This is a genomic window from Thermoflexus sp. (assembly GCF_042408365.1).
Classification (GTDB): Bacteria; Chloroflexota; Anaerolineae; order Thermoflexales; family Thermoflexaceae; genus Thermoflexus.
In genome coordinates this window covers 1-19,354 of sequence record NZ_JBHOQJ010000256.1, presented here as the reverse complement: position 1 = coordinate 19,354, position 19,354 = coordinate 1, and the positions used below count along the sequence as shown (strand labels likewise).

At 61.6% G+C, this 19,354-nt stretch carries 15 protein-coding genes; 12 read left to right on the top strand and 3 right to left on the bottom strand.

The window, feature by feature from the left end:
- Positions 1-148: 148 nt before the first annotated feature.
- Entirely contained in the window at positions 149-604 is a 456-nt protein-coding gene (locus ACFMO5_RS11765; RefSeq protein WP_376792943.1) for a GatB/YqeY domain-containing protein, read from the bottom strand.
- A gap of 447 nt (positions 605-1,051) precedes the next feature.
- Here ACFMO5_RS11765 and ACFMO5_RS11760 point away from each other — a divergent pair, with 447 nt between their 5' ends.
- The 3 genes from ACFMO5_RS11760 to ACFMO5_RS11750 all read left to right on the top strand — a co-directional run bounded on the left by ACFMO5_RS11760 (position 1,052) and on the right by ACFMO5_RS11750 (position 6,285).
- On the top strand, positions 1,052-1,852 hold the full coding sequence (locus ACFMO5_RS11760) for a biotin--[acetyl-CoA-carboxylase] ligase (protein ID WP_376792942.1): 801 nt from the start codon (positions 1,052-1,054) through the stop codon (positions 1,850-1,852).
- Positions 1,853-2,232: 380 nt separating this feature from the next.
- A complete protein-coding gene (locus ACFMO5_RS11755) occupies positions 2,233-3,438 on the top strand; it encodes a 30S ribosomal protein S1 (protein WP_376792941.1) in 1,206 nt (401 codons plus the stop codon).
- Between the two features lie 378 nt (positions 3,439-3,816).
- Positions 3,817-6,285 carry an ATP-dependent Clp protease ATP-binding subunit gene (locus tag ACFMO5_RS11750; RefSeq protein ID WP_376792940.1) on the top strand — a complete coding sequence of 823 codons (2,469 nt, stop codon included), beginning with the start codon at positions 3,817-3,819 and terminating at the stop codon, positions 6,283-6,285.
- 194 nt (positions 6,286-6,479) lie between these two features.
- Here ACFMO5_RS11750 and ACFMO5_RS11745 read toward each other — a convergent pair whose 3' ends face one another.
- Positions 6,480-7,946, bottom strand: a complete 1,467-nt coding sequence (locus tag ACFMO5_RS11745) for a menaquinone biosynthesis decarboxylase (protein ID WP_376792939.1) — start codon at positions 7,944-7,946, stop codon at positions 6,480-6,482.
- 282 nt (positions 7,947-8,228) lie between these two features.
- Between ACFMO5_RS11745 and ACFMO5_RS11740 the strand changes: the two genes are divergently transcribed.
- The 4 genes from ACFMO5_RS11740 (at position 8,229) to ACFMO5_RS11725 (ending at position 12,353) form a co-directional block, all read left to right on the top strand.
- Entirely contained in the window at positions 8,229-8,654 is a 426-nt protein-coding gene (locus ACFMO5_RS11740; RefSeq protein ID WP_376792938.1) for a VOC family protein, read from the top strand.
- Positions 8,655-8,802: 148 nt separating this feature from the next.
- Positions 8,803-9,510, top strand: a complete 708-nt coding sequence (cmk, locus tag ACFMO5_RS11735; protein ID WP_376792937.1) for a (d)CMP kinase — start codon at positions 8,803-8,805, stop codon at positions 9,508-9,510.
- On the top strand, positions 9,497-10,165 hold the full coding sequence (locus ACFMO5_RS11730) for a PHP domain-containing protein (RefSeq protein ID WP_376792936.1): 669 nt from the start codon (positions 9,497-9,499) through the stop codon (positions 10,163-10,165). The genes cmk and ACFMO5_RS11730 overlap by 14 nt, the downstream gene beginning before the upstream one ends.
- A 190-nt stretch (positions 10,166-10,355) precedes the next feature.
- Entirely contained in the window at positions 10,356-12,353 is a 1,998-nt protein-coding gene (locus tag ACFMO5_RS11725) for a restriction endonuclease PLD domain-containing protein (RefSeq protein ID WP_376792935.1), read from the top strand.
- Between the two features lie 165 nt (positions 12,354-12,518).
- Here the strand turns inward: ACFMO5_RS11725 and ACFMO5_RS11720 are convergent, their stop codons facing one another.
- Complete coding sequence (locus ACFMO5_RS11720) at positions 12,519-13,283, bottom strand: ABC transporter ATP-binding protein (RefSeq protein ID WP_376792934.1); 765 nt, start codon at positions 13,281-13,283, stop codon at positions 12,519-12,521.
- 463 nt (positions 13,284-13,746) lie between these two features.
- Between ACFMO5_RS11720 and ACFMO5_RS11715 the strand changes: the two genes are divergently transcribed.
- From ACFMO5_RS11715 to ACFMO5_RS11695, 5 genes are all read left to right on the top strand, one after another.
- Positions 13,747-14,784, top strand: a complete 1,038-nt coding sequence (locus ACFMO5_RS11715) for a LacI family DNA-binding transcriptional regulator (RefSeq protein WP_376792933.1) — start codon at positions 13,747-13,749, stop codon at positions 14,782-14,784.
- Positions 14,781-16,055, top strand: a complete 1,275-nt coding sequence (locus ACFMO5_RS11710) for an ABC transporter substrate-binding protein (RefSeq protein WP_376792932.1) — start codon at positions 14,781-14,783, stop codon at positions 16,053-16,055. Before ACFMO5_RS11715 ends, ACFMO5_RS11710 begins: the two co-directional genes overlap by 4 nt.
- Positions 16,056-16,160: 105 nt before the next feature.
- The gene (locus ACFMO5_RS11705; protein WP_376792931.1) at positions 16,161-17,069 is read left to right on the top strand and encodes a carbohydrate ABC transporter permease; all 909 of its coding nucleotides are present in this window, start codon (positions 16,161-16,163) and stop codon (positions 17,067-17,069) included.
- Between the two features lie 6 nt (positions 17,070-17,075).
- Complete coding sequence (locus ACFMO5_RS11700) at positions 17,076-17,906, top strand: carbohydrate ABC transporter permease (protein WP_376792930.1); 831 nt, start codon at positions 17,076-17,078, stop codon at positions 17,904-17,906.
- Positions 17,907-17,952: 46 nt separating this feature from the next.
- Entirely contained in the window at positions 17,953-19,194 is a 1,242-nt protein-coding gene (locus ACFMO5_RS11695; RefSeq protein WP_376792929.1) for a glycosyltransferase, read from the top strand.
- Positions 19,195-19,354 lie beyond the last annotated feature (160 nt).

Below are 19,354 nucleotides of genomic sequence, written 5' to 3'. Positions count from 1 at the left end.
GGCCGTCTTCAGCGGCCCCACCCGCCCCCAAATGCCCCGGATGGAGAAATTGGATTCCTGTGCCCTCGGAGGATCACACCCCCAACCGGACCGGGCCATACGAACCATCGTTGTCGCGCTAAGCCTGAAAGCCCTAAACCGCTTCGGCTTATGAGGCGGCTCCCGAGAGAAGGCGACGCACAATCTCCTGAATCTCCCGGCCATCCGCCCGGCCTCGGACCTTGGGCATTAATCGCTTCATGACTTCCCCCAGCTGCGCCGGGGAGGTGGCGCCGACCTCAGCGATCACCTCTCGGGCCAGGGCCTCAATCTCCTCCCGAGTGAACGGCTTCGGAAGATAAGAGAGCAACGCCTCCAGCTCCGCTTGTTCCGCTGCCAGCCGATCCGGCCGATTCGCCTTCTCCAGCTCCTCTAACGTCTCACGGCGCCGCTTGACTTCATTCTGAAGCACCCGTAAGATCTCATCCTCGCTGAGCGGTCGTGCAGCCTCCACTTCAGCCATGCGGATCGCCAGCAAGGCCATACGAATGGCAGACTTGCGAGGCTCATCCCCCGCGCGCATCGCTGCCTTCAGGTCCTCCTGGAGTTGCTCCTTCAAGCCCATCGATTTCCCCCATAGTAAGATCTAAGCCCTGACAAGGATGAGCGACTCCTTGAGTTGAGTTGGAGAGGTAAGATAATGATCACCGTGACGAGACCTTCATACCCATTATCTTTTCTCTACGGTCATCGAGCAAGGAGAATACTGAGCGCCGCAGGGCTTTTTCAAAGTTCTAACTAAGGATAGCGCCACGGTGAGGGAGTGGATGGTCCCTCCCCGCAGCCCTTTGGGCTGCGGGGAGGGGGGAGAAAAATTTTTTCGGGGAGCTAAAGGCCCCCGGCCCAGCCCCCCGAAAACCCCAAGTTGAAACCTTGAAAAGCCCTGTGAGCGCCCGGAGGATGGCTTTCCGTATTCTCAAAACAAAAAAGCAGCGCAGTTCTCATATCTGCTGCACCGGACCGCCTGCGGTGCAATACATTGTCCAAGCGAAGAGATGAAGAAAGGAGCGCGATGAACTGGGATCCTGTTGAGGTGCTTCGGATGACGGAGAAGATCCCCTGGATCCGGGATCTTTACCTTTATTCAGAGGTGAGTTCGACGAACGACATCGCTCGGGATCTGGGAGAAATGGGAGCACCGGAAGGGATTGTGGTGCTGGCGGATGCCCAAACAGCCGGACGAGGGCGGGGCGGGCGCTCCTGGTGGACCCCGCCCGGGGTGGCCCTGGCGGTCTCAATCCTGGTTCGCCCGCGCCGGCCTCCGGAGGATTGGCCTCAGCTGACGATGATCGCTTCGCTAGCCACCCTGGAGGGCATTGAAGCCGTGGGGTGTCCCGCCGGCCTGAAGTGGCCCAATGACATTATGATCCCTTCGAGCCTGGAGAAGGAAACGTCGATGACAACCTGGCGGAAAGCAGGTGGGGTCCTAGTGGAGTCCACTCCTCCTGCCTTCGCTGTGGTTGGGATCGGAGTAAATGTGAACACCCCACTTGAGACAGCGCCTGCCGAGCTCACAGAAATCCTGGGCAGCATCCGCCAGACCCTGGGGCGGACGGTTTCACGGCTTGCCGTGCTGGAGGGGTTGCTGCGATCCTTCGCGCGTCTATATACGGAATGGATAGAGGGAGCCAGCATGCTGGAGCGCTGGGCTGCGCGTCTGATCATGCTGGGCCAGCGGGTTCGCATTTGTGCCGCGGGGGAGATCTGGGAAGGGGTTGCGGAATCCGTCAGTGCGGAGGGCGGGCTCTGGTTACGCCTTCCGGATGGGCACCGGAAATATTTCATGGCGGGCGAGGTCTCCTTGCGCTGGTGAGGGGGGTATATCGACCATCCTTATCCTAGGATTTGGAGATCATGCAGGGCACTAAAGGTGCTGTGCACGCCCTAGAATCCCCTCGGAACCTTCCCTCGCCCCATCCCCCTTTACCTTTGCCGAATCTTATCTAAGTGGCTATAATTGGGAAAAGCTCTTCGCCAGAAGGTGGTCGCTTCATTCGGTAGTGATGATTTTGTAGTTTCCCCTCTCCCCGTGCGGCTTTGCCGGCAAGGGAGAGGGTGAGGTAATTCCTTCCCACCGCGCAGTTTCCTTGGAATCCTTGATATTTGGAACTTACCACTACTGAAAGGGGCGACTACCCGCCAGGGTTGCGGCGGGTCAAATGATCTGAACCTGTGATCAGGAGCAAACCCAGGATGAACGAAGAGACCCGAGAGGAACGCCCAGAACACACCAACGCGATGGCCGAGATGGGCGAGTGGCTGGAGATGTCCCCCTCTCCGCTCCGGCGCGGGGACATCGTGCGAGGTACGATCGTTCGAATCACCCCGACGGAGATCCTGGTGGATATCGGAATGAAGGCGGAGGGGGTGATCACCGGCCGCGAGCTGGAGCGCATGCCGAAGGAAATCCGCGAGGTCCTGCGCGAGGGAGATGTGATCCAGGTTCAGGTCGTGAACCCAGAGGATCGCAGCGGCAATATCCTGCTTTCGCTCCAGCGAGCTTTGATGGAAGAGGACTGGCAACAAGCTCGCCGGTTGATGCAAGCAGGGGAGATCCTGGAACTCACCGTGAGCGGTTATAACAAAGGCGGGCTTGTGGTGAAGGTCGGTCGGCTTCGCGGGTTCATCCCCGCTTCTCATGTGGTTCCCCAGGAAGCCGGGGAGGAGAAGCTCCCTGTAGAGCAACGATTGAAACGTCGAGTTGGCCAGAAGATCCTCGCGAGCATTATCGAGGCGGACCCGGAGGCCAACCGGCTGATCCTCTCGGAGCGCATGGCACAGCAGGAGCTCCGGCGACGCCAGAAGGAGGAGCTCCTGGCCCATCTGGAGCCAGGGATGCGGCTGAAGGGACGGGTGATCAGCATAGCGGACTTCGGGGCGTTTGTGGATCTGGGCGGGGCGGATGGTCTGATCCATATCAGCGAGCTCTCCTGGCGCCGGGTGAATCATCCTCGCGAGGTCCTCTCCGTGGGCCAGGAGATCGAAGTGGAGGTCATCAGCGTAGATCGGGAGCGGAAGCGGATCGCCCTGAGCCGCAAGCGGGTGGAGCCCGATCCTTGGCAACAGGCGGTCGCCCAGTTGCGAGAAGGACAACTGGTGGAAGCGGTGATCACCCGGCTCACGAACTTTGGGGCTTTTGCCGCCCTGAAGGAGTTTCCAGGTGTGGAGGGCTTGATCCATGTCTCCGAGCTGGCGGAACATCGAGTGAACCATCCGAAGGAGGTGGTTCGGGAGGGGGAGGAGCTGGTGGTGCGGTTAATCCGCATCGATCCAGAGAACCGGCGGCTGGCTCTCAGCTTGCGTCGGGTTGCTTCCCCGGAATATGCGATGCTGGATTGGGAGATGGCCCAGGCCCGCCTTCAGGCCAGCGAGGAGACAGGTCCGGAGAAGCCCTCTTGAAATCCCTTCGGGTTCTCATCACCGGATCTGATAGAGGGCGGGGCACCTTCAGTGCCCCGCCTCTTCTATCGGTTACCCGTTGGGGATTTGGGGGCCAGGGAGGCGGCTGAGATCAACCCCGGATCGGTAGTCGCTCCTTTCCGGCGTGGCGAGCTCCCAATGTCGAAAATCCCAAGGGGCTGCGTGGTGAGGGGAATTGCCCACTGAAGGCGGCCCGCACCCCACGAAGAAAAAATCGCGATTACCGAACGGCGTGACCACCCCCGGATAGGGTAACCAGTAAAACTAACCGAAATAGGGGCAGCGTGTTATACTAAGATTAGAACCGGCTGCGCATCTGCCCCTGGAAATCCTGCAGTCGGTTGGAAGGAGGACGCTGTGTCCAGCAAGCTGGATCGATTTACCCAGCGGGCCAGGCGGGTGCTGGCGTTGGCTCAGGAGGAAGCTGAACGCCTGAACCACACGTATATTGGCACTGAACACCTGCTCCTGGGCCTGGTGAAAGAAGAGAACGGCATCGCCGGCCAGGTGCTCCGACGCCTAGGGGTGACCCCTCAAAAGGTGGAGGAGATGGTTCTCCGGATGTCGGGACCCGGCCGTCGCCCTCCCCACAGCAAGCCTGATTTGACCCCCCGCATCCGTCGGGTAATCGAGCTGGCTGTCGATGAAGCCCGACGGATAGGGCACCATTATATCGGCACGGAGCATCTCCTCCTCGGGCTGGTCCGCCTGGGTGACGGGATGGCGGTCGACATCCTCAAGAGCCTCGGGTTGTCTCTGGAACAGATCCGTCGAGAGACGAACCGGGCGATCCAGGAAGCGACGGCAGCCGCCCGGCCTCGGCGAGAGCGCCCCAAGACCCCGTTGCTGGACCAGCTGGCCATCGACCTGACGGCACTGGCGGAGGAGGGGAAGCTGGATCCGGTCATCGGACGGGAGCAGGAGATCGAACGGGTGATCCAGATCCTCTCCCGCCGGACCAAGAACAACCCTGCTCTGATTGGGGAGCCTGGGGTGGGCAAGACCGCCATTGTGGAGGGGCTGACCCAACGCATTGTGGCCGGCGAGGTCCCCGAGCCGCTTCTCAATAAACGAGTCCTACAGCTGGACGTGGCCTCTCTGGTGGCGGGGACAATGTATCGGGGCCAGTTCGAGGAGCGGTTGAAGCGGGTGCTGGAAGAATTGAAGAGCGCTGACTGCATCCTGTTCATCGATGAGATGCACATGCTGGTGGGCGCCGGCGCGGCCGGCAGCGCGGTGGACGCAGCTAACATTCTGAAGCCGGCCCTGGCCCGAGGAGAGATCCAGTGCATCGGAGCTACCACTTTCGACGAGTACCGGAAACACATTGAGAGCGACGCAGCGCTGGAACGTCGCTTCCAGCCGGTAGTGGTGGAGGAGCCCACCATCGAGGAAACCATTGAGATCCTACGGGGCATCCGCCATCGCTATGAGGAGCATCATAAGCTCACCATCACCGACGAAGCCATTGAGGCTGCCGCCCGGCTATCAGCCCGTTATATCCCTGAGCGCTATCTTCCCGACAAGGCCATCGATCTGATCGACGAGGCCGCGGCCCGCGTGCGGATGTACAAGGCCGCCCGCTGGCCCAGCCTTCAGAAAGTCTATAACGAGCTGCGCATGGTGCAGCGTGAGCGTGAGGAAGCCCTGGCTGAACGCCGTTATGAGGACGTAACGGACCTTAAAGCGCGGGAAGAGGAGCTCCAATCGCAGCTCCAGCAGTTGCGCATGCGCAGCGAGATCGATGAGGGGCCGAAGGTCACCGCCGAGGACATCGCCGAGGTCGTCTCGATGTGGACCGGTATCCCGGTGAGCCGTATCGCCGGGGATGAATCTCAGCGCCTGCTCCACATGGAGGAGGAGCTAAAGAAGCGTATTGTGGGGCAGGATGAAGCCATTAACGTGATCGCCCGGGCCGTGCGGCGGGCCCGCGCCGGCCTGAAAGACCCCCGCCGGCCGATCGGATCGTTCATCTTCCTTGGTCCGACCGGGGTGGGGAAGACCGAGCTGACGAAGGCCCTGGCGGAGTTCCTCTTCGGCTCCGAGGACGCTCTACTCCAGCTGGACATGTCGGAATTCATGGAGCGACACAACGTCTCCCGTCTGGTTGGGGCCCCGCCTGGATATGTCGGTTATGAAGAGGCCGGCCAGCTGACGGAGTATGTCCGCCGCCGGCCATATTGCATCGTGGTCTTCGATGAGGTCGAGAAAGCCCATCCGGACGTGTTCAATATGCTCCTCCAGATTATGGAGGAAGGCCGGTTGACGGATGCCCGGGGCCGCAAGGTGGACTTCCGTAACACCATCATCATCATGACCTCTAACATCGGCGCGGAGACCATCCGCAAGGCGCATCTGGGGTTCCCGACCCAAAAGCAGGAGGAGGTGGATCTGGAGCGGCGCTACCGGGAGATGCGTGAGAAGCTCCTCAACGAGCTGCGCAAGGTCTTCCGGCCGGAATTCCTGAACCGGGTGGATCAGGTGGTGGTCTTCCGGCCGCTGAGCCGGGAGGACATCCTCAAGATCGTGGACCTGGAGCTGGGGAAGGTGGCGGCCCGTCTGAAAGAACATCGCCTGAGCATCGAAGCCACGCCGGCCGCCAAAGCTTTCCTGGCCGACAAGGGCTACGATCCTGAATATGGGGCGCGACCGCTGCGCCGTGTGATCCAGAACCTGGTGGAGGACGCCCTCTCCGAGGGGATGCTGGCCGGGAAGTTCGGACCAGGTGACACAGTGGTGATCGATCTGGAAGGGGATCAGTTGGTCTTCCGCTCCAAGGGGATCGAGGAGCTGGCTCCGCCTCCCGCCCTGATGGTGGAAGGATAATCGATCCCTCTGAAGCCATGGGGGGTGGGCTCGGGCGCTGAAAGCGCGGCCCACCCCCTTTTTTTGAGGCACAAAGTAGACGCGGCACAGGGCGGAGGAAGTATGGGGTGTGGGCCGCCTTCGGTGGCCCACACCCCATAAAAAATCATTTGTCACCGAATGGAGTGAGCACCGACTGGATCTCAAGGGCCTTCCTATTCCAGCCCATACTCTTTCCATCGCCGGTCCACCAGCGCCCGGATCTCCGGGCTCATCTCGATGCGCTCGGGCCATCCCCGGGGATGGCCTTCCTCAGGGCCTTTGGCGGTGGCATCGATCCCGATCTTCCCGCCATACGCCCGCAACAGCGCGACGTGGTCCAGATGATCGACCGGCCCCTCCACGATCACAACGTCCCGCTTCCAATCGACGTTCCCCAGAACCTGCCAGGCAACCTCCGAGAGGTTGTGAACATCCACCCAGTCGTCCACCACCACAATGCATTTGGCCAGGCTGAGCAATCCCAGGCCCCAAAGGCCGAAGATCACCTTACGGGCATGACCTGGGAAGCGCTTGCGAATGCTGACGATCACCAGGTTATGAAAGACGCCTTCCGCCGGCATGTTGTAATCCGCCACCTCCGGGAGGAACAGACGAACCAACGGAAGGAACAAGCGCTCGGTGGCCTTCCCCATCCAATAATCCTCCATCGGCGGGCGGCCGACGATCGTGGTGGGGTAAATGGGGTCCCGCCGATGGGTGATGGCCGTGACGTGCATCACGGGGAAAGGTTCCGGCGGCGTGTAGTACCCAGTGTGATCTCCGAAGGGCCCTTCCAGCCGTTGTTCCCGTGGATCGATATAGCCTTCGATGACGATCTCGGCATGGGCGGGGACCTCAAGGGGTTGGGTGACGCCAGGGACCATCTCCACGGGCCGGCCGCGGAGCCATCCGGCGAGCAGATACTCGTCGATATCCGGGGGGAGGGGGGCGCTGGCCGCCCATATACAGGCGGGGTCCCCGCCCAGGGCCACCGCAACGGGGATCTGCTCCGCCCCCACCTCTCGGGCCGCCCGCTCATGCTCTGCACCGCCCTTATGGATTTGCCAGTGGACCCCCAGGGTGCGCTCATCGTGGACCTGGAGCCGATACAAGCCCACGTTGCGCTTGCCGGTGCGAGGGTCCCGGGTGATCACCTGGCCTAGGGTGATGTAGCGGCCGGCGTCCTTCGGCCAGCATTTCAGGATCGGCAGGCGGTCCAGGGATGGGCGCTCGGTTTCCACCACCTCCTGACAGGGCGCCCGGGAGACCCGGCGAGGGCCCAGCCCGATGCTCCGCAGAGTTCCCAGTACCTGGCCCAGCCGTTGGAAGGCCTCCCCCAGGCTCTGGGGAACTTCCGGGCGAAGCAACGCCTCCAGCCGCCGCCGAAGGTCCTCGAGATCTTCGACCCCCAGGGCCCACGCCATCCGGCGCAGGGTGCCGAACAGATTGATGGCCACAGGGATGCCTTTCCCATCCACGTTTTCAAAAAGAAGCGCCTTGTTGCGCTCCGGCGGACCCTTTATCACCCGGTCGGCGATTTCCGTAATCTCGAGCTCAGCGGAGACCGGAGCGCGGATCCGAATCAGCTCCCCGGCCTGTTCGAGGCGGCTCAAAAAATCCCGTAGATCCTGGTAAGCCATAAGCTCGTCTCCTTGTAAAAAATTCACATCCGTGCGGAGGATATATCGTGGGAAGCGAGGGCCCACCCCCTTGATCCTCCTTCCCTACGGCCTGAAGGGCCCTGGGGAAGGGGGATAAAAAGACGTTTGGGGGGAGGCGGGCGCCTTCAGCGCCCGGCTCACCCCCAACCTCAGGCCGGTGCGAGGCCATGAACCGTTGCTCAAATGATGCCGTCGCTAATGCCTTTAGAATAAGCCAATGCCGTTATAATGGAAATAGCCTGGAACACTGAGGAGGTCAGGATGCCCATTGTACGCAAAGTCCAGGGGGTGCTGTATCGAGTACGGGATCTGGCGCGGGCGAAGGCCTTTTATGGGGAAACCCTCGGCCTCCCCTTGCGCGGGGAGGATCCCGAGGGGAGGTGGGTGGAATTTGGCCCCCCACGCGGACCCCGGATCCTGCTGCATCAGAGCCCAGAAGGTCTTGCTGGGAACGCCGGGGGCGGTGCCTTGTTTGAGGTGCGCAACGCCCGGCGCGTCCTGAACCGCCTGAAGCGCCATGGGGTGCGGGTCGGGGACCTGACCGAGATCCCAGGCGTGATGGTGGTGGGGACATTCTACGATCCGGATGGGAACCCTCTGCACGTCGTCCAATCGTTGTTGCCCCGCGCCCCTCGACGCCGCAGGGCTCCAGAGGAGGGCGAGGCCGGGCCTGCCGAGGGGAGCTGAGCGACCCCTCTGCGAGATCCGGGGCAGGCCGCTCCATCGCCTGCCCCGGATCGTTTCCGGAAGTTGCGCCCTCGGTGCTGGATGAGCGTGAGCCATTCACGCCTCCGCTTCCCGCTTCATTCTGTGCTGAGGAGGAACATTTTTCGCAATGGGACGACCTTTGCGGATTGCCATCGATGGACCGGCCGCTTCGGGGAAGAGCACTTTGGCCCAACGCCTTGCCGCCCATCTCGGTTACGTTTACCTCGATACCGGGGTGATGTATCGGGCGGTCGCCTGGGCGGCGCTGCGGAAGGGAATCCCGGTGGAAGACGAAGCGGCTCTAACACATTTGGCCGAAACCATGGATCTGGATATCCTGCCCCCCACTGTAACCGATGGCCGCCCGTATACGGTGCGGGTCGAGGGAGAGGATATCACATGGGCGCTTCGAAGCCCCGAGGTGGACGCAGTGGTCTCCCAGGTATCGGTCTATCCCGGCGTCCGCCGCGCCCTCACCCAGCGCCAGCGCCAAATCGGTCTTCGCGGCCGGGTGGTGATGGTCGGACGGGACATCGGCACCGTTGTCCTGCCGGAGGCGGACCTGAAACTCTATCTGGACGCCGATTTGGAAACCCGGGCCCAGCGTCGTTACCGAGAGCTTCGGGAACGGGGACAGGAGGTGTCTTTCGAAGAAGTCCTGGAGACCATGCGGCAGCGGGATGCCTTGGATCAGGGGCGGGAGATTGCGCCGCTGCGCCCCGCCCCGGATGCGGTGGTCCTGGACACCACCGCCATGGACATCGAGGAGGTGTTCCAGCGGGTGCTGGCGCTCATCGAGGCCCGATGCCAGGAGACGTCACATGTGGCGGGTTGAATTGCACGCCCACACGGTCTATTCCCCGGACAGCCTGGTTTCCCTGGAGGATTTCCTCGCCGCCTGTCGCCGGAAAGGGCTGGACCGCGTGGCAGTGACGGATCATAACACCATCGAGGGCGCGCTGCGGTTGAAAGAGAAGGCCCCCGATCTGATCATCCTCGGCGAGGAGATCCGGACGCAGGAAGGGGAAGTGCTCGCTTACTTCATCGAGCGGGAGATCCCCAAAGGCCTTTCCCTAATGGAAACCATCGAGCGCATCCGGGCGCAGGGCGGGGTGGTGGCGCTCCCCCATCCCTGCGATCGGGCGCGGGGCTCCGCCGTGGGCCGGAGGACGGCCGAAGCGGTGATCCATTTGGTGGACGCGGTCGAGGTCTTCAACGCGCGATGCGTGTTCCCGAGCGACAACGCCTGCGCCGCGACGCTGGCCGACCGCTTCCACAAACCCGGCTTCTCTGGTAGCGACGCCCATACGGTCTGGGAGCTGGGCCGGGCGTGGACCGCCCTTCCTCCCTTTCAGGACGCGGAGGGTTTCCGGCAAGCCCTGGGACAGGCTCATCTCACCCGCCATCCGAGCCCTTTGTGGGTGCATTTGCTTTCCACATGGGCAAAATGGCGCCGTGCCCGAGGGGCTATCGAAGCAGGGTCCCGGTAGGCCTACCTTGGACCAACGGATTTTTGGGTGAACCGCTATGAGGAATCCCTGAAGTCCTCGTCCATTGTGCGGAGCGGCCGAGGGGTTCCATCCTCCTGCCTCCTCGCCCCCCACGGCCCCTTGGAGCGTGGGGGGCGAGACGGATCATTCCTTTCCCGAATATCCCCAAGATTGAGGTGGACAAAGCGCTATGAATGAAAAGGCCTCGCGCGAAGCGTTTCAACAGCGTGAACTTCTGACCCCTTTTGGATTAACGGTCTTCAGTGCCACATTGAAGGGTCAGCATCAGCTTGGATGGTTGGATCTTTTCACCGGCTTCCGCACGCTCAAGGCAATCATCTATTCATCTGGGATTGACTTTGTTCTCAGCGTCGTTCGCTTATTTGAAGATGCAGAGATTTTGTTCGGCGCTGAGCATACGCTAAATCGAGCCCAGCGGGACCTTCTGCAAGCTTCTCAAGTTTTGGAAGGTTCGCTGGGTGATGAAATTGTTGTTCAGCGGGCTCTGATGGAGGCTCTACAGGAGCGATTGCGAGGGCATCCCGAACTATTCGAGCGGTTAAAACAACGCTCCTTGCGCTTCCGCCTCGTATCCGGACGACCTTCGCACGAAAAGTTGTATTTACTGGCCGACCCCGATCAAGGCCGCTATCGAGTTATAGTCGGTAGCGCGAATTTTTCTCGAAGCGCTTTTGAGGGGCATCAACGGGAGCTCCTCATTCTATTTGATGATCCAGACGCCTATCAGGCTTTCCTGAACTATTACGAACAAATCGAATATGCTCTATCTGCTCCTCTGGAGCTCAGCGCTTCGGATCCAGCTCGATCTCCGTGGGAAAGGATTCCCCTTGTGCGCTCTGATCTAGTGATTATCGCTAAACCGACTTCCCAAGGATTCAGTCAGGAAGTTTCTCAAAGAGCTATTCAACTGAAGAAGGAAGTTGAGCGCATGCCTCTTCCTCAGGTGAGTGGAAGCCAGCCAGTTCGAATAGAAACCAAACGCCTCTTGCAGATTTTTCGGTCCATACAAACTGCCCCTGAGCATCCAGACAAAGAAATACCGAAGTTACGCATTGACTGGGAGAGCGGGCAGGTTTTTATCGACGAACACCCATGGTGGGATCTCCGGGAAACCCCTGATAGGGAAGCAGTACGGTGGGATGTGCAGCTTCTTCTGGAATTTTTCGAGGGATTCCGTCAATTCTTCCGAGGGGCCGTGGATGAGACATTGCGGCGGTATTGGGCGTTCTGGGTCTGGTTGTATGCGGCACCAGCTGCCGCATTCCTCCGACAGGCCGCCATAGCGCGGCATCTCGACCCCTGGCTATACCCTCTTTTTGCAATCCTCTATGGGCGTTCCAGCGGGGGCAAGACGACCTTAAGCCGGGTGCTGGTACGATCGATGTTCGGCCAGGAGAGAATCTTGCGCAGCTCAGAATTCACGCGCGCTCGTGTGGAGGCGCTTATGCTGTCTGTCGGAGCTCATCCCATCATTGCGGAAGACGTGGCCAACGCACGCTTTATCCAGCACGTGCCCGAGCTGGTGCGAAATGACTTTCAAGCCAGCGCCCAGTGCGCCCCTGTGATCATTGCCACAAACCGAGACGTAGAGACCATTGCCCAGGATATTTCCAAACGAGTGTTGATGGTGTATGTAGGCATGGCCATCGCCGAGGGACAGGCCGGTAAGAGTTCGCTCCCTCGCCGGGTTTTGGATGAGGTTAAAACAGCTCTTTACCAAGCCTATTTGAACCGCTGGTATCCGAGAGTCCAGGCCATGCGGGCTTCCATTGAGAAGGGAGAAGATCCGCCAGACCTCTTTCAGGCCTCATCGGAAATATTGCGGGGGCTTCTAGCCGAGTTCGCGGGTCGAGTTCCCGAGTGGGCCCATCCGCTGGATTATCAGAAGGTTTTCGCTCTACGTCATCGGCGGTTCCTAGAAGAACTAGAGCGTTTCATGGAGCAGCATCCAGACGATGTGCATATTGATCGCGGGCGTAAAGAGGTGATCTTAGACTTTGGAGGGGATCATAATCAGGCACGCCAATTTGCTCGTTCTGTGCCGGATTTCATCTTAAAAAGCAAGACTGTGGACAAGGTCGTGATGGATTTGGAGGCCTTGGAGGAAGAACTCGGACTTCGGTTCCCCAAGGTCAAATGGTGGAAGCGAATATGGCTAAAAAAATGACGTTGGTGATCAGGTTAGGATGGTGCCTTGCTTTTGCTCTGTTGCAAACAACAAAGGAGGTCATTCCAACTCGCAGCGACGAGTTTTCAGTTCGTGGAATCTTCGTGGGGAGTAGGCCGCTTTACGCGGCCCGCCCTCCCACATAGAATTCTATCTTCTGGTCAATTAGGCCGGCCAGATCAGCCAGCCCGCATCGGGATGGCGCTCCACCCGCATCGGGATCTCGTAAGCGGCTTCCAAGAGGGCAGGCTGGAGCACCTCTTCGGGGGAGCCGAAAGCGAGAGCCCGGCCGTTTTTCAGCAGCAACAGACGGTCGCAAAAGCGGGCGGCCAGGTGGAGATCGTGAACCGCCAACACGCCAGCCATGCGCTCCGCCTGAAGCATATGGCGGATCAATCGGAGAAGACGGACCTGGTGCTTGAGATCCAGATGGGCGAAGGCCTCATCCAGCAGCAGGATACGGGGGGTCTGGGCGAAGGCACGGGCGATCAGCAACCGCTGACGCTCCCCCCCCGAGAGCGTCCCCACCAAGCGCTCCGCGAAAGCCTGGGTCTCCGTGGAACGCATCGCCAGCTCAACGTGCCAGCGATCCGCGGCGGAAAGCGGGGAGAGCCATGAGAGGTAAGGCGTCCGCCCGAACGCCACCACCTCCTCGCCGGTGAACGCTTCGGGAAGCGAGGCCCCCTGAGGCACCACCGCGATCCATCGCGCCCGATGCTCCGGGGGGAGGGTGTGGAGCGGAACCGTTTCCCAAAAGATGGCGCCGGCCTGGATCGGGATCACGCCGCTCAGGGCGCGGATCACAGTGGTCTTCCCGGCACCGTTGGAGCCGATCAGCCCCACTGTCTGACCAGGTGCCACCGAGAAGCTTAACCCCGAAACGACCGTCTGATCGCCATAAGCGATCCAAAGATCCTCCACCCGGAGCATGGCCGCGTCCTCCCTTTCGGAATATCGCCCCATCGCCAAGCCTAATTCCATTAATTATGCGTTCATGAGGTTTGGCGGTTGAGCAGCCCCTTCCTCGTCCAGTCTATGAGCCCCTGCAAGCAGCAGCAAACTGAGAAACGCCAGTGCTCCACATCTCCGGCCTCAGAAAGGGCTCCGCACCCCCAAAACGCCCGCAAGGAAACCCGGTGCAACTCCTTAGGAATGTTCGGCGAGGCGCACGGTTTTCCCCTTTCCCTCCCCACAGCCTAAGGGGTTACAGGAATGAGGGTTGGAACCGCCTCCGACGGCCTTCACCTCGGAAGACCCTACAGGAGGGCGGAGAAACACATGTCGATAGCCCCACCAAGGAGAGAGATGGATACATCGTTTCTGGGAAATCTCTTGACAATTTTGAATAAATTACTACAATAATCATGATGATAACACGTGTTAGCAAACAATGATGAAGCGACGATCTCCTACAGCGGAAGATGTCGCGCGTCTGGCAGGGGTCTCCCGCACCACCGTCTCGTTGGTCCTGAACCGGGTGCCGGATGCTCGGATCAGCGCGGAGACCCGGCAGCGGGTGCTGGAAGCGGCGGCCCGCCTGAACTACCGCCCTCACGCCGCCGCTCGGCATCTGGTGCGCGGGCGTTCGGAGGTGATCGCCTTCGTCATGCGTCAGACCCCCGATCAGATCTTCGCGGATGCCTTCCTCCCGGAGGTGCTCCGGGGCCTGGGTGAGGTGCTTCGCGAGGCCAACTGGCATCTGTTGATCTTCCCCCTCTCCCCCGATCAGCCTCCGGAGGAAACCACACTGCTGCTCCAGGAGCGACGGGTGGATGGGATGATTCTTTCCGGACCCCGCTTTGAAGATCGGGAGTGGCTGGAACGCTGGGGGCAGGAGACCCCGGTTGTCCTCCTCGGGCATCTCGCGGGCAGCTCGCTCCCCTCCGTGGACGTGGATAATGTGCAGGCGGCGGCCATGGCCACGCGCCACCTTCTGCAATTGGGTCACCAACGGATCGGGTTGATCACCAACGCCCCGCTCTCGTACACGGCCAGTTACGAACGTTGGCTTGGCTACCGCCAGGCCTTGGAGGAGGCCGGCCTCCCCTACGACGAAACCTTGGTCGCCTGCGGGACCTTCACCCCAGCCAGCGGGGCGGCCGCGATGGAGCGCCTGCTGAAGCTCCCCAGCCCGCCGACCGCCGTCTTCGTGGCCAGCGATGTCGTCGCCTTCGGCGCCCTTCAGACCATCCGTCGCTACGGCCTGCGGATCCCTCAGGACCTGGCGCTGATGGGCTTCGATGATGTCCCCCTTTCGGCCTATTTGGATCCCCCGCTGAGCACCGTGCGCCTGCCGGCGCAGGATCTCGGGCGGGAGGCAGGCCAACTCTTGCTTCGGTGGATTCAGGAGGGAAGGCCTCCCACCACAACGATCCGGCTGGCCACCGGGCTGATCATCCGCCAATCCTGTGGCGCAGGAGGTAAATCATGAGCATGAGGCGAATCGGGCTTTCGCTGATCGTCCTGATGCTGGCCGCGAGCGCCTGCGTGCCGGCGGCCACGCCAACCCCGGAGCGCATCGTGGAGACCAGGGTCGTTGAGCGAACGGTGGAAGTCGAAAAGCCCGTTGAGGTCACCAAGGTGATCCCCACCCTAACGGTCATCGGCCCGTGGGCTGGCGCCGAGATGGAGCAATTCCTCCCCGTTTTGAAGGCCGCAGAACAGAAGCTGGGGGTCCAGATCCGCTATCGGATCTACCGGGCCGAAGATCTCTCCCAGGTCCTGCCTCCTCAGTTCGAGGCCAAGCAGGCGCCCGGCGACGTGATCTTCATGTGGGACTGGTGGATCCGGGAAAACAAGGATCACGCGGTGGACCTCACGGACCTGTGGCAGAAGGAAGCCAACCAGTTCGTGCTCCAGCCCACCGCGGTGGACGGTCGGATCTACGCGGTTCCTTATGTGCTCTTTGTGAAGCCTGGCTTCTGGTATAAGAAGTCCTTCTTTCAGAAGAACAATCTCCAGCCGCCGACCACCTGGGAGGAGTTCCTGGCCCTCCTGGACAAGATCTCCAAGATCCCCGGGATCAAGAAAGCGATCATCAGCGGCGATGGGGTCGGTTGGCCCCTGAGCGACATCACGGAGCACTTCCTGATCACCTTCGGCGGGCCGGAGCTGCAGGAGAACCTCATCGCCGGCAAGGTCCGCTTCACGGATCCCCAGGTCCGCGCCATCTTTGCCGAGCGGCTGGTCCCCCTGCTCGGGAAATACTTCAGCGACCCTGTGGAGTGGACCCAGGCCATCGACCTTTGGTGGAACGAGGAATATGGCCTGTTCTTTATGGGGAACTGGCTGACGGGGATGGTGAAGGATCCGAACGACCTGGGCGTGTTCACCCTGCCCGGGGCCCGGGGGGTGGTGGGCGGCACCGACTGGGCCTTCATCCCCAAATACAGCGAGAACGTGGAGGCGGCCAAGCAGCTCATCGCCTTCATGATCAGCAAGGAGGGGATGGAGATCCGGGCCAAGCAGGGCGGCAAGCTCGCCAGCCGCAAGGACATCTCCCCCGATGTCTACCCACCGGCTGACCGAGCCCTGGCGGAGGCCCTGGCCAAGGTCGAGCGACCCAACGTGCCCGATTTAGACGATACGGTGGGCGGGGACTGGCAGCGCCAGTTCTGGGATCAGTTGAAGCTCCTCTGGGTCCGCCCGCAGGCGCTGGATAGCGTGCTCCGCACCCTGGATGCCCGCTTCCCCACCCGATAAAACGTCGGGCGCCGAGGCCTTTGAGGAGGGCAAGCGCGGTGTGGGGGACGGCGGCCGGGCCGCCCGTCCCCCACACCTAACCAACATCAGTGGGAGAAGAAGGCCATGCGATCGCAGCGGTGGTGGAGGCGGATCGGACGCTGGGTCAGCTTTCTGGGGTTCGCTGGGCCTGCTCTGCTCCTGATCCTCTTCCTCATCATCCTTCCCGCTTTGCAAACCATCGCCCTCAGCTTCACCGACAAGCAGGGAGCCTTCGTGGGCCTGCGGAACTTCGTCCAGATCCTCTCCGACCCAGATACCCTCAATCTCTCCGGCTTCCCGCCCGGCCCGCCCCCCTGGGGGTCCATCGTTCACAACGCCGTGTGGCTCCTGATCCATCTCCCCCTAACGGTGGGATTGGGCCTCGGCTTAGCCGTGTTGCTGGAACGAGCCCGCGGGGCCACGTTTCTGAAATCCATCATCTTTCTAGGAATGGTCACGCCGATGATCGTGGGCGGGGTGATCATCCGCTTCCTGTTCGATGAGAACGCCGGGATCGTGACGGCGATCCTCCGGGCCGTGGGGCTGATCGATTTGGGGCGGAGCTGGACGGCCTATCCGGAGACGGCGTTGCCGGCGCTCATCCTGGGCTCCGTCTGGCTCTGGGTGGGCTTCAGCATGATCCTGTACAGCGCCGGCCTGGCAACTATCCCCCGGGATTATTACGAGGCCGCTGCGGTGGATGGGGCGGGCCCCCTTCAACAGTTCTGGTATATCACCATCCCCAGCCTCCGCCCGGTCACCATGGTGATCGTGGCGATGACGATCCTGTGGGAATTGAAGATCTTCGACATCGTCTACACGGCAACCCTGGGCGGGCCGGGCGGGGCCACGATGGTCCTGGCCCTCCAGATGTATTTCTACGCCTTCCGGGCCCTGGAGTTCCAGCGGGCGGCAACCGTGGCGACCCTATTGACCCTCTTCACACTGGTGGTAGGCCTCTGGTTCGTGCGGACGATGCGATCCGCGGAGTGAACGGCCATGCGGCGATGGGGACGCAACTTGGTGGTGAACGCTTTGGCGTGGGGGGTGGGGCTGGCCTGGATCATCCCCTTCATCGGCATCCTGATGAGCGCCCTCCGCCCCCAGAGCGAACTGATCCATGGATGGTGGCAGTTCTCCTCCTTCACGATCTCCCTGGACAACTTCCTCAAGGCCTGGAACCATCCCACCGCCCCGATCGGGCAGGGGATCCGCAACTCCCTGCTCGTGGTGATCCCGGCCACGATCCTGCCGCTCTTCATCGGGGCCATGGCCGCCTATGCGTTGTTGCGTTTCCCCTTCCCCCTGCGCGATCCTCTCTTCCTGTTGATCGTGTTGCTGATGGCCATCCCTCAGCAGATGGTGGCGGTGCCCCTGTTCCGGTTCCTGCGGGATCTGGGGCTGATCAACAGCTACCTCGGGCTGATCTTGGTGCACACAGCCTGGGCGCTGCCTTGGGTCATCCTCTTTTTGCGGAACTATTTCTCCACCCTACCTCCGGAGATCGAAGAGGCAGCCAGCCTGGATGGTGCGAATCGGTTCCAGATCTTCACGCGGATTGTGCTGCCCCTGAGCCTGCCCGGCCTGGCCTCGGCGGCCGCCTTGCAGCTCACATGGGCCTGGAACGATTTCTTCATGGCGTTGATCCTGATCTACGACCCAGACAAACTGGTGGCCACCCAGCGCATCCCACTCCTGCGAGGCCAGTATCACATCGACTGGGGCGTGCTGACGGCGGCTTCCATCTTGACTATGAGCGTGCCGATCCTGGTGTTCGCGCTGCTCCAGCGCTATTACATCCGGGGGCTCATCGGGTGGACATTAAAGTAGCGCCTCATTACTTCCATAGAATGCAAACCGATCAGGAGCACACGCAATGCAAGCGGTCCCGGTTTCCCTCCGATCGTTGGAAGCGCTACGCCCGCTGGTTGGGGATGAGATCCTTCAGACTCTCCGGGAGCTGGCAGCGCCCCTGCGCGGCCTGCGCGTGTTGCATGTGAACGCCACCGCGTTCGGTGGAGGGGTGGCGGAGATCTTGGCCACCCACATCCCCCTGCTGCAGGATCTGGGCCTGGAGGCGGAGTGGCGGGTGATCCATGGGGACGATGCCTTTTTCCGGGTCACCAAAGCGATGCACAACGGCCTCCAGGGGATGGATATCCCCTTCACCCCGGAGATGCAGACGATCTGGCAGGAAGGCAACCGCCGGAACGCGGCCTTCCTGGAGAAGGATTACGACGTCATCTTCATCCACGACCCTCAGCCCGCAGGCATCCCGTTGTTGAGGGAACGCCGCGGGGCCCGCCTCTGGATCTGGCGTTGTCATATCGACACCAGCGCCCCGAACCCGGCCTTCTGGTCGTTCTTGCTCCCTTACCTTTCCGCTTACGATGCGGCGATCTTCACCATGGCGGAATACGTGGGGCCGGGTTTCCCGATCCCCCAGGTCGCGATCATCCCACCCACCATCGATCCGCTCTCCCCCAAAAACGCGCCGATGGATCCGGAGGAGGCCCGGTCCATCGTCGCCCGGTTCGGGATCGATGTGAACCGGCCGCTGCTCCTGCAGGTCTCCCGCTTCGATCCATGGAAGGATCCTCTTGGAGTGATCGATGCCTATCGACTGGTCAAGCGGGAGCGCCCCGAGGTTCAGTTGGCCCTGGTCGGCTCGATGGCCCATGACGATCCCGAGGGCTGGTTTTACTACGATCGCACCCTACGGCATGCGGGGGAAGATCCGGACCTCCATGTGTTGCATAACTTCCACGGCGTGGGGGCTTGGGAGGTGAACGCCTTCCAGCGGGTCGCCGATGTGGTGATCCAGAAATCCCTGCGGGAGGGGTTCGGGCTTACAGTCACTGAGGCCCTGTGGAAGGGGAAGCCGGTCATCGGCGGCCGGGTGGGCGGGATCCCCCTGCAGGTCCTGGATGGGGAGACCGGGTTCCTGGTTCACAGCGTGGAGGAGTGCGCGGCGAAGGCGCTGGAGCTGCTGGCCCACCCGGAGCGAGCCCGGGCGATGGGGGAGCGCGGTCGGGAGCACGTGCGGCGGAATTTCCTTTGCACCCGCGGTCTACGGGATGAGCTGGCGCTGCTTCGATCCCTGTTGGGATTGGGGTAGGAGCATCCACAAGGGATGCTCTATCCGTGTCGAGCGCAGACCAAGCCTCCATCAACCGAACTGTGCGCGAAGGGTCCCTCCCCATCATCGCACGCCAAATTTGATTTTTAGTTTTGGTCCCCTGGGGGTTTGGGGGCGAGCCGGGCGCCTTCGGCGCCCG

What these genes read in the sequence shown, in the direction of transcription:
- ACFMO5_RS11715 (WP_376792933.1), top strand. Translation starts at nt 13,747, where the DNA reads ATGAAGCGACGATCTCCTACAGCGGAAGATGTCGCGCGTCTGGCAGGG.
- ACFMO5_RS11710 (WP_376792932.1), top strand. Translation starts at nt 14,781, where the DNA reads ATGAGCATGAGGCGAATCGGGCTTTCGCTGATCGTCCTGATGCTGGCC.
- ACFMO5_RS11755 (WP_376792941.1), top strand. Translation starts at nt 2,233, where the DNA reads ATGAACGAAGAGACCCGAGAGGAACGCCCAGAACACACCAACGCGATG.
- ACFMO5_RS11745 (WP_376792939.1), bottom strand. Translation starts at nt 7,946, where the DNA reads ATGGCTTACCAGGATCTACGGGATTTTTTGAGCCGCCTCGAACAGGCC.
- cmk (WP_376792937.1), top strand. Translation starts at nt 8,803, where the DNA reads ATGGGACGACCTTTGCGGATTGCCATCGATGGACCGGCCGCTTCGGGG.
- ACFMO5_RS11740 (WP_376792938.1), top strand. Translation starts at nt 8,229, where the DNA reads ATGCCCATTGTACGCAAAGTCCAGGGGGTGCTGTATCGAGTACGGGAT.
- ACFMO5_RS11760 (WP_376792942.1), top strand. Translation starts at nt 1,052, where the DNA reads ATGAACTGGGATCCTGTTGAGGTGCTTCGGATGACGGAGAAGATCCCC.
- ACFMO5_RS11720 (WP_376792934.1), bottom strand. Translation starts at nt 13,283, where the DNA reads ATGCTCCGGGTGGAGGATCTTTGGATCGCTTATGGCGATCAGACGGTC.
- ACFMO5_RS11765 (WP_376792943.1), bottom strand. Translation starts at nt 604, where the DNA reads ATGGGCTTGAAGGAGCAACTCCAGGAGGACCTGAAGGCAGCGATGCGC.
- ACFMO5_RS11705 (WP_376792931.1), top strand. Translation starts at nt 16,161, where the DNA reads ATGCGATCGCAGCGGTGGTGGAGGCGGATCGGACGCTGGGTCAGCTTT.
- ACFMO5_RS11700 (WP_376792930.1), top strand. Translation starts at nt 17,076, where the DNA reads ATGCGGCGATGGGGACGCAACTTGGTGGTGAACGCTTTGGCGTGGGGG.
- ACFMO5_RS11730 (WP_376792936.1), top strand. Translation starts at nt 9,497, where the DNA reads ATGTGGCGGGTTGAATTGCACGCCCACACGGTCTATTCCCCGGACAGC.
- ACFMO5_RS11725 (WP_376792935.1), top strand. Translation starts at nt 10,356, where the DNA reads ATGAATGAAAAGGCCTCGCGCGAAGCGTTTCAACAGCGTGAACTTCTG.
- ACFMO5_RS11695 (WP_376792929.1), top strand. Translation starts at nt 17,953, where the DNA reads ATGCAAGCGGTCCCGGTTTCCCTCCGATCGTTGGAAGCGCTACGCCCG.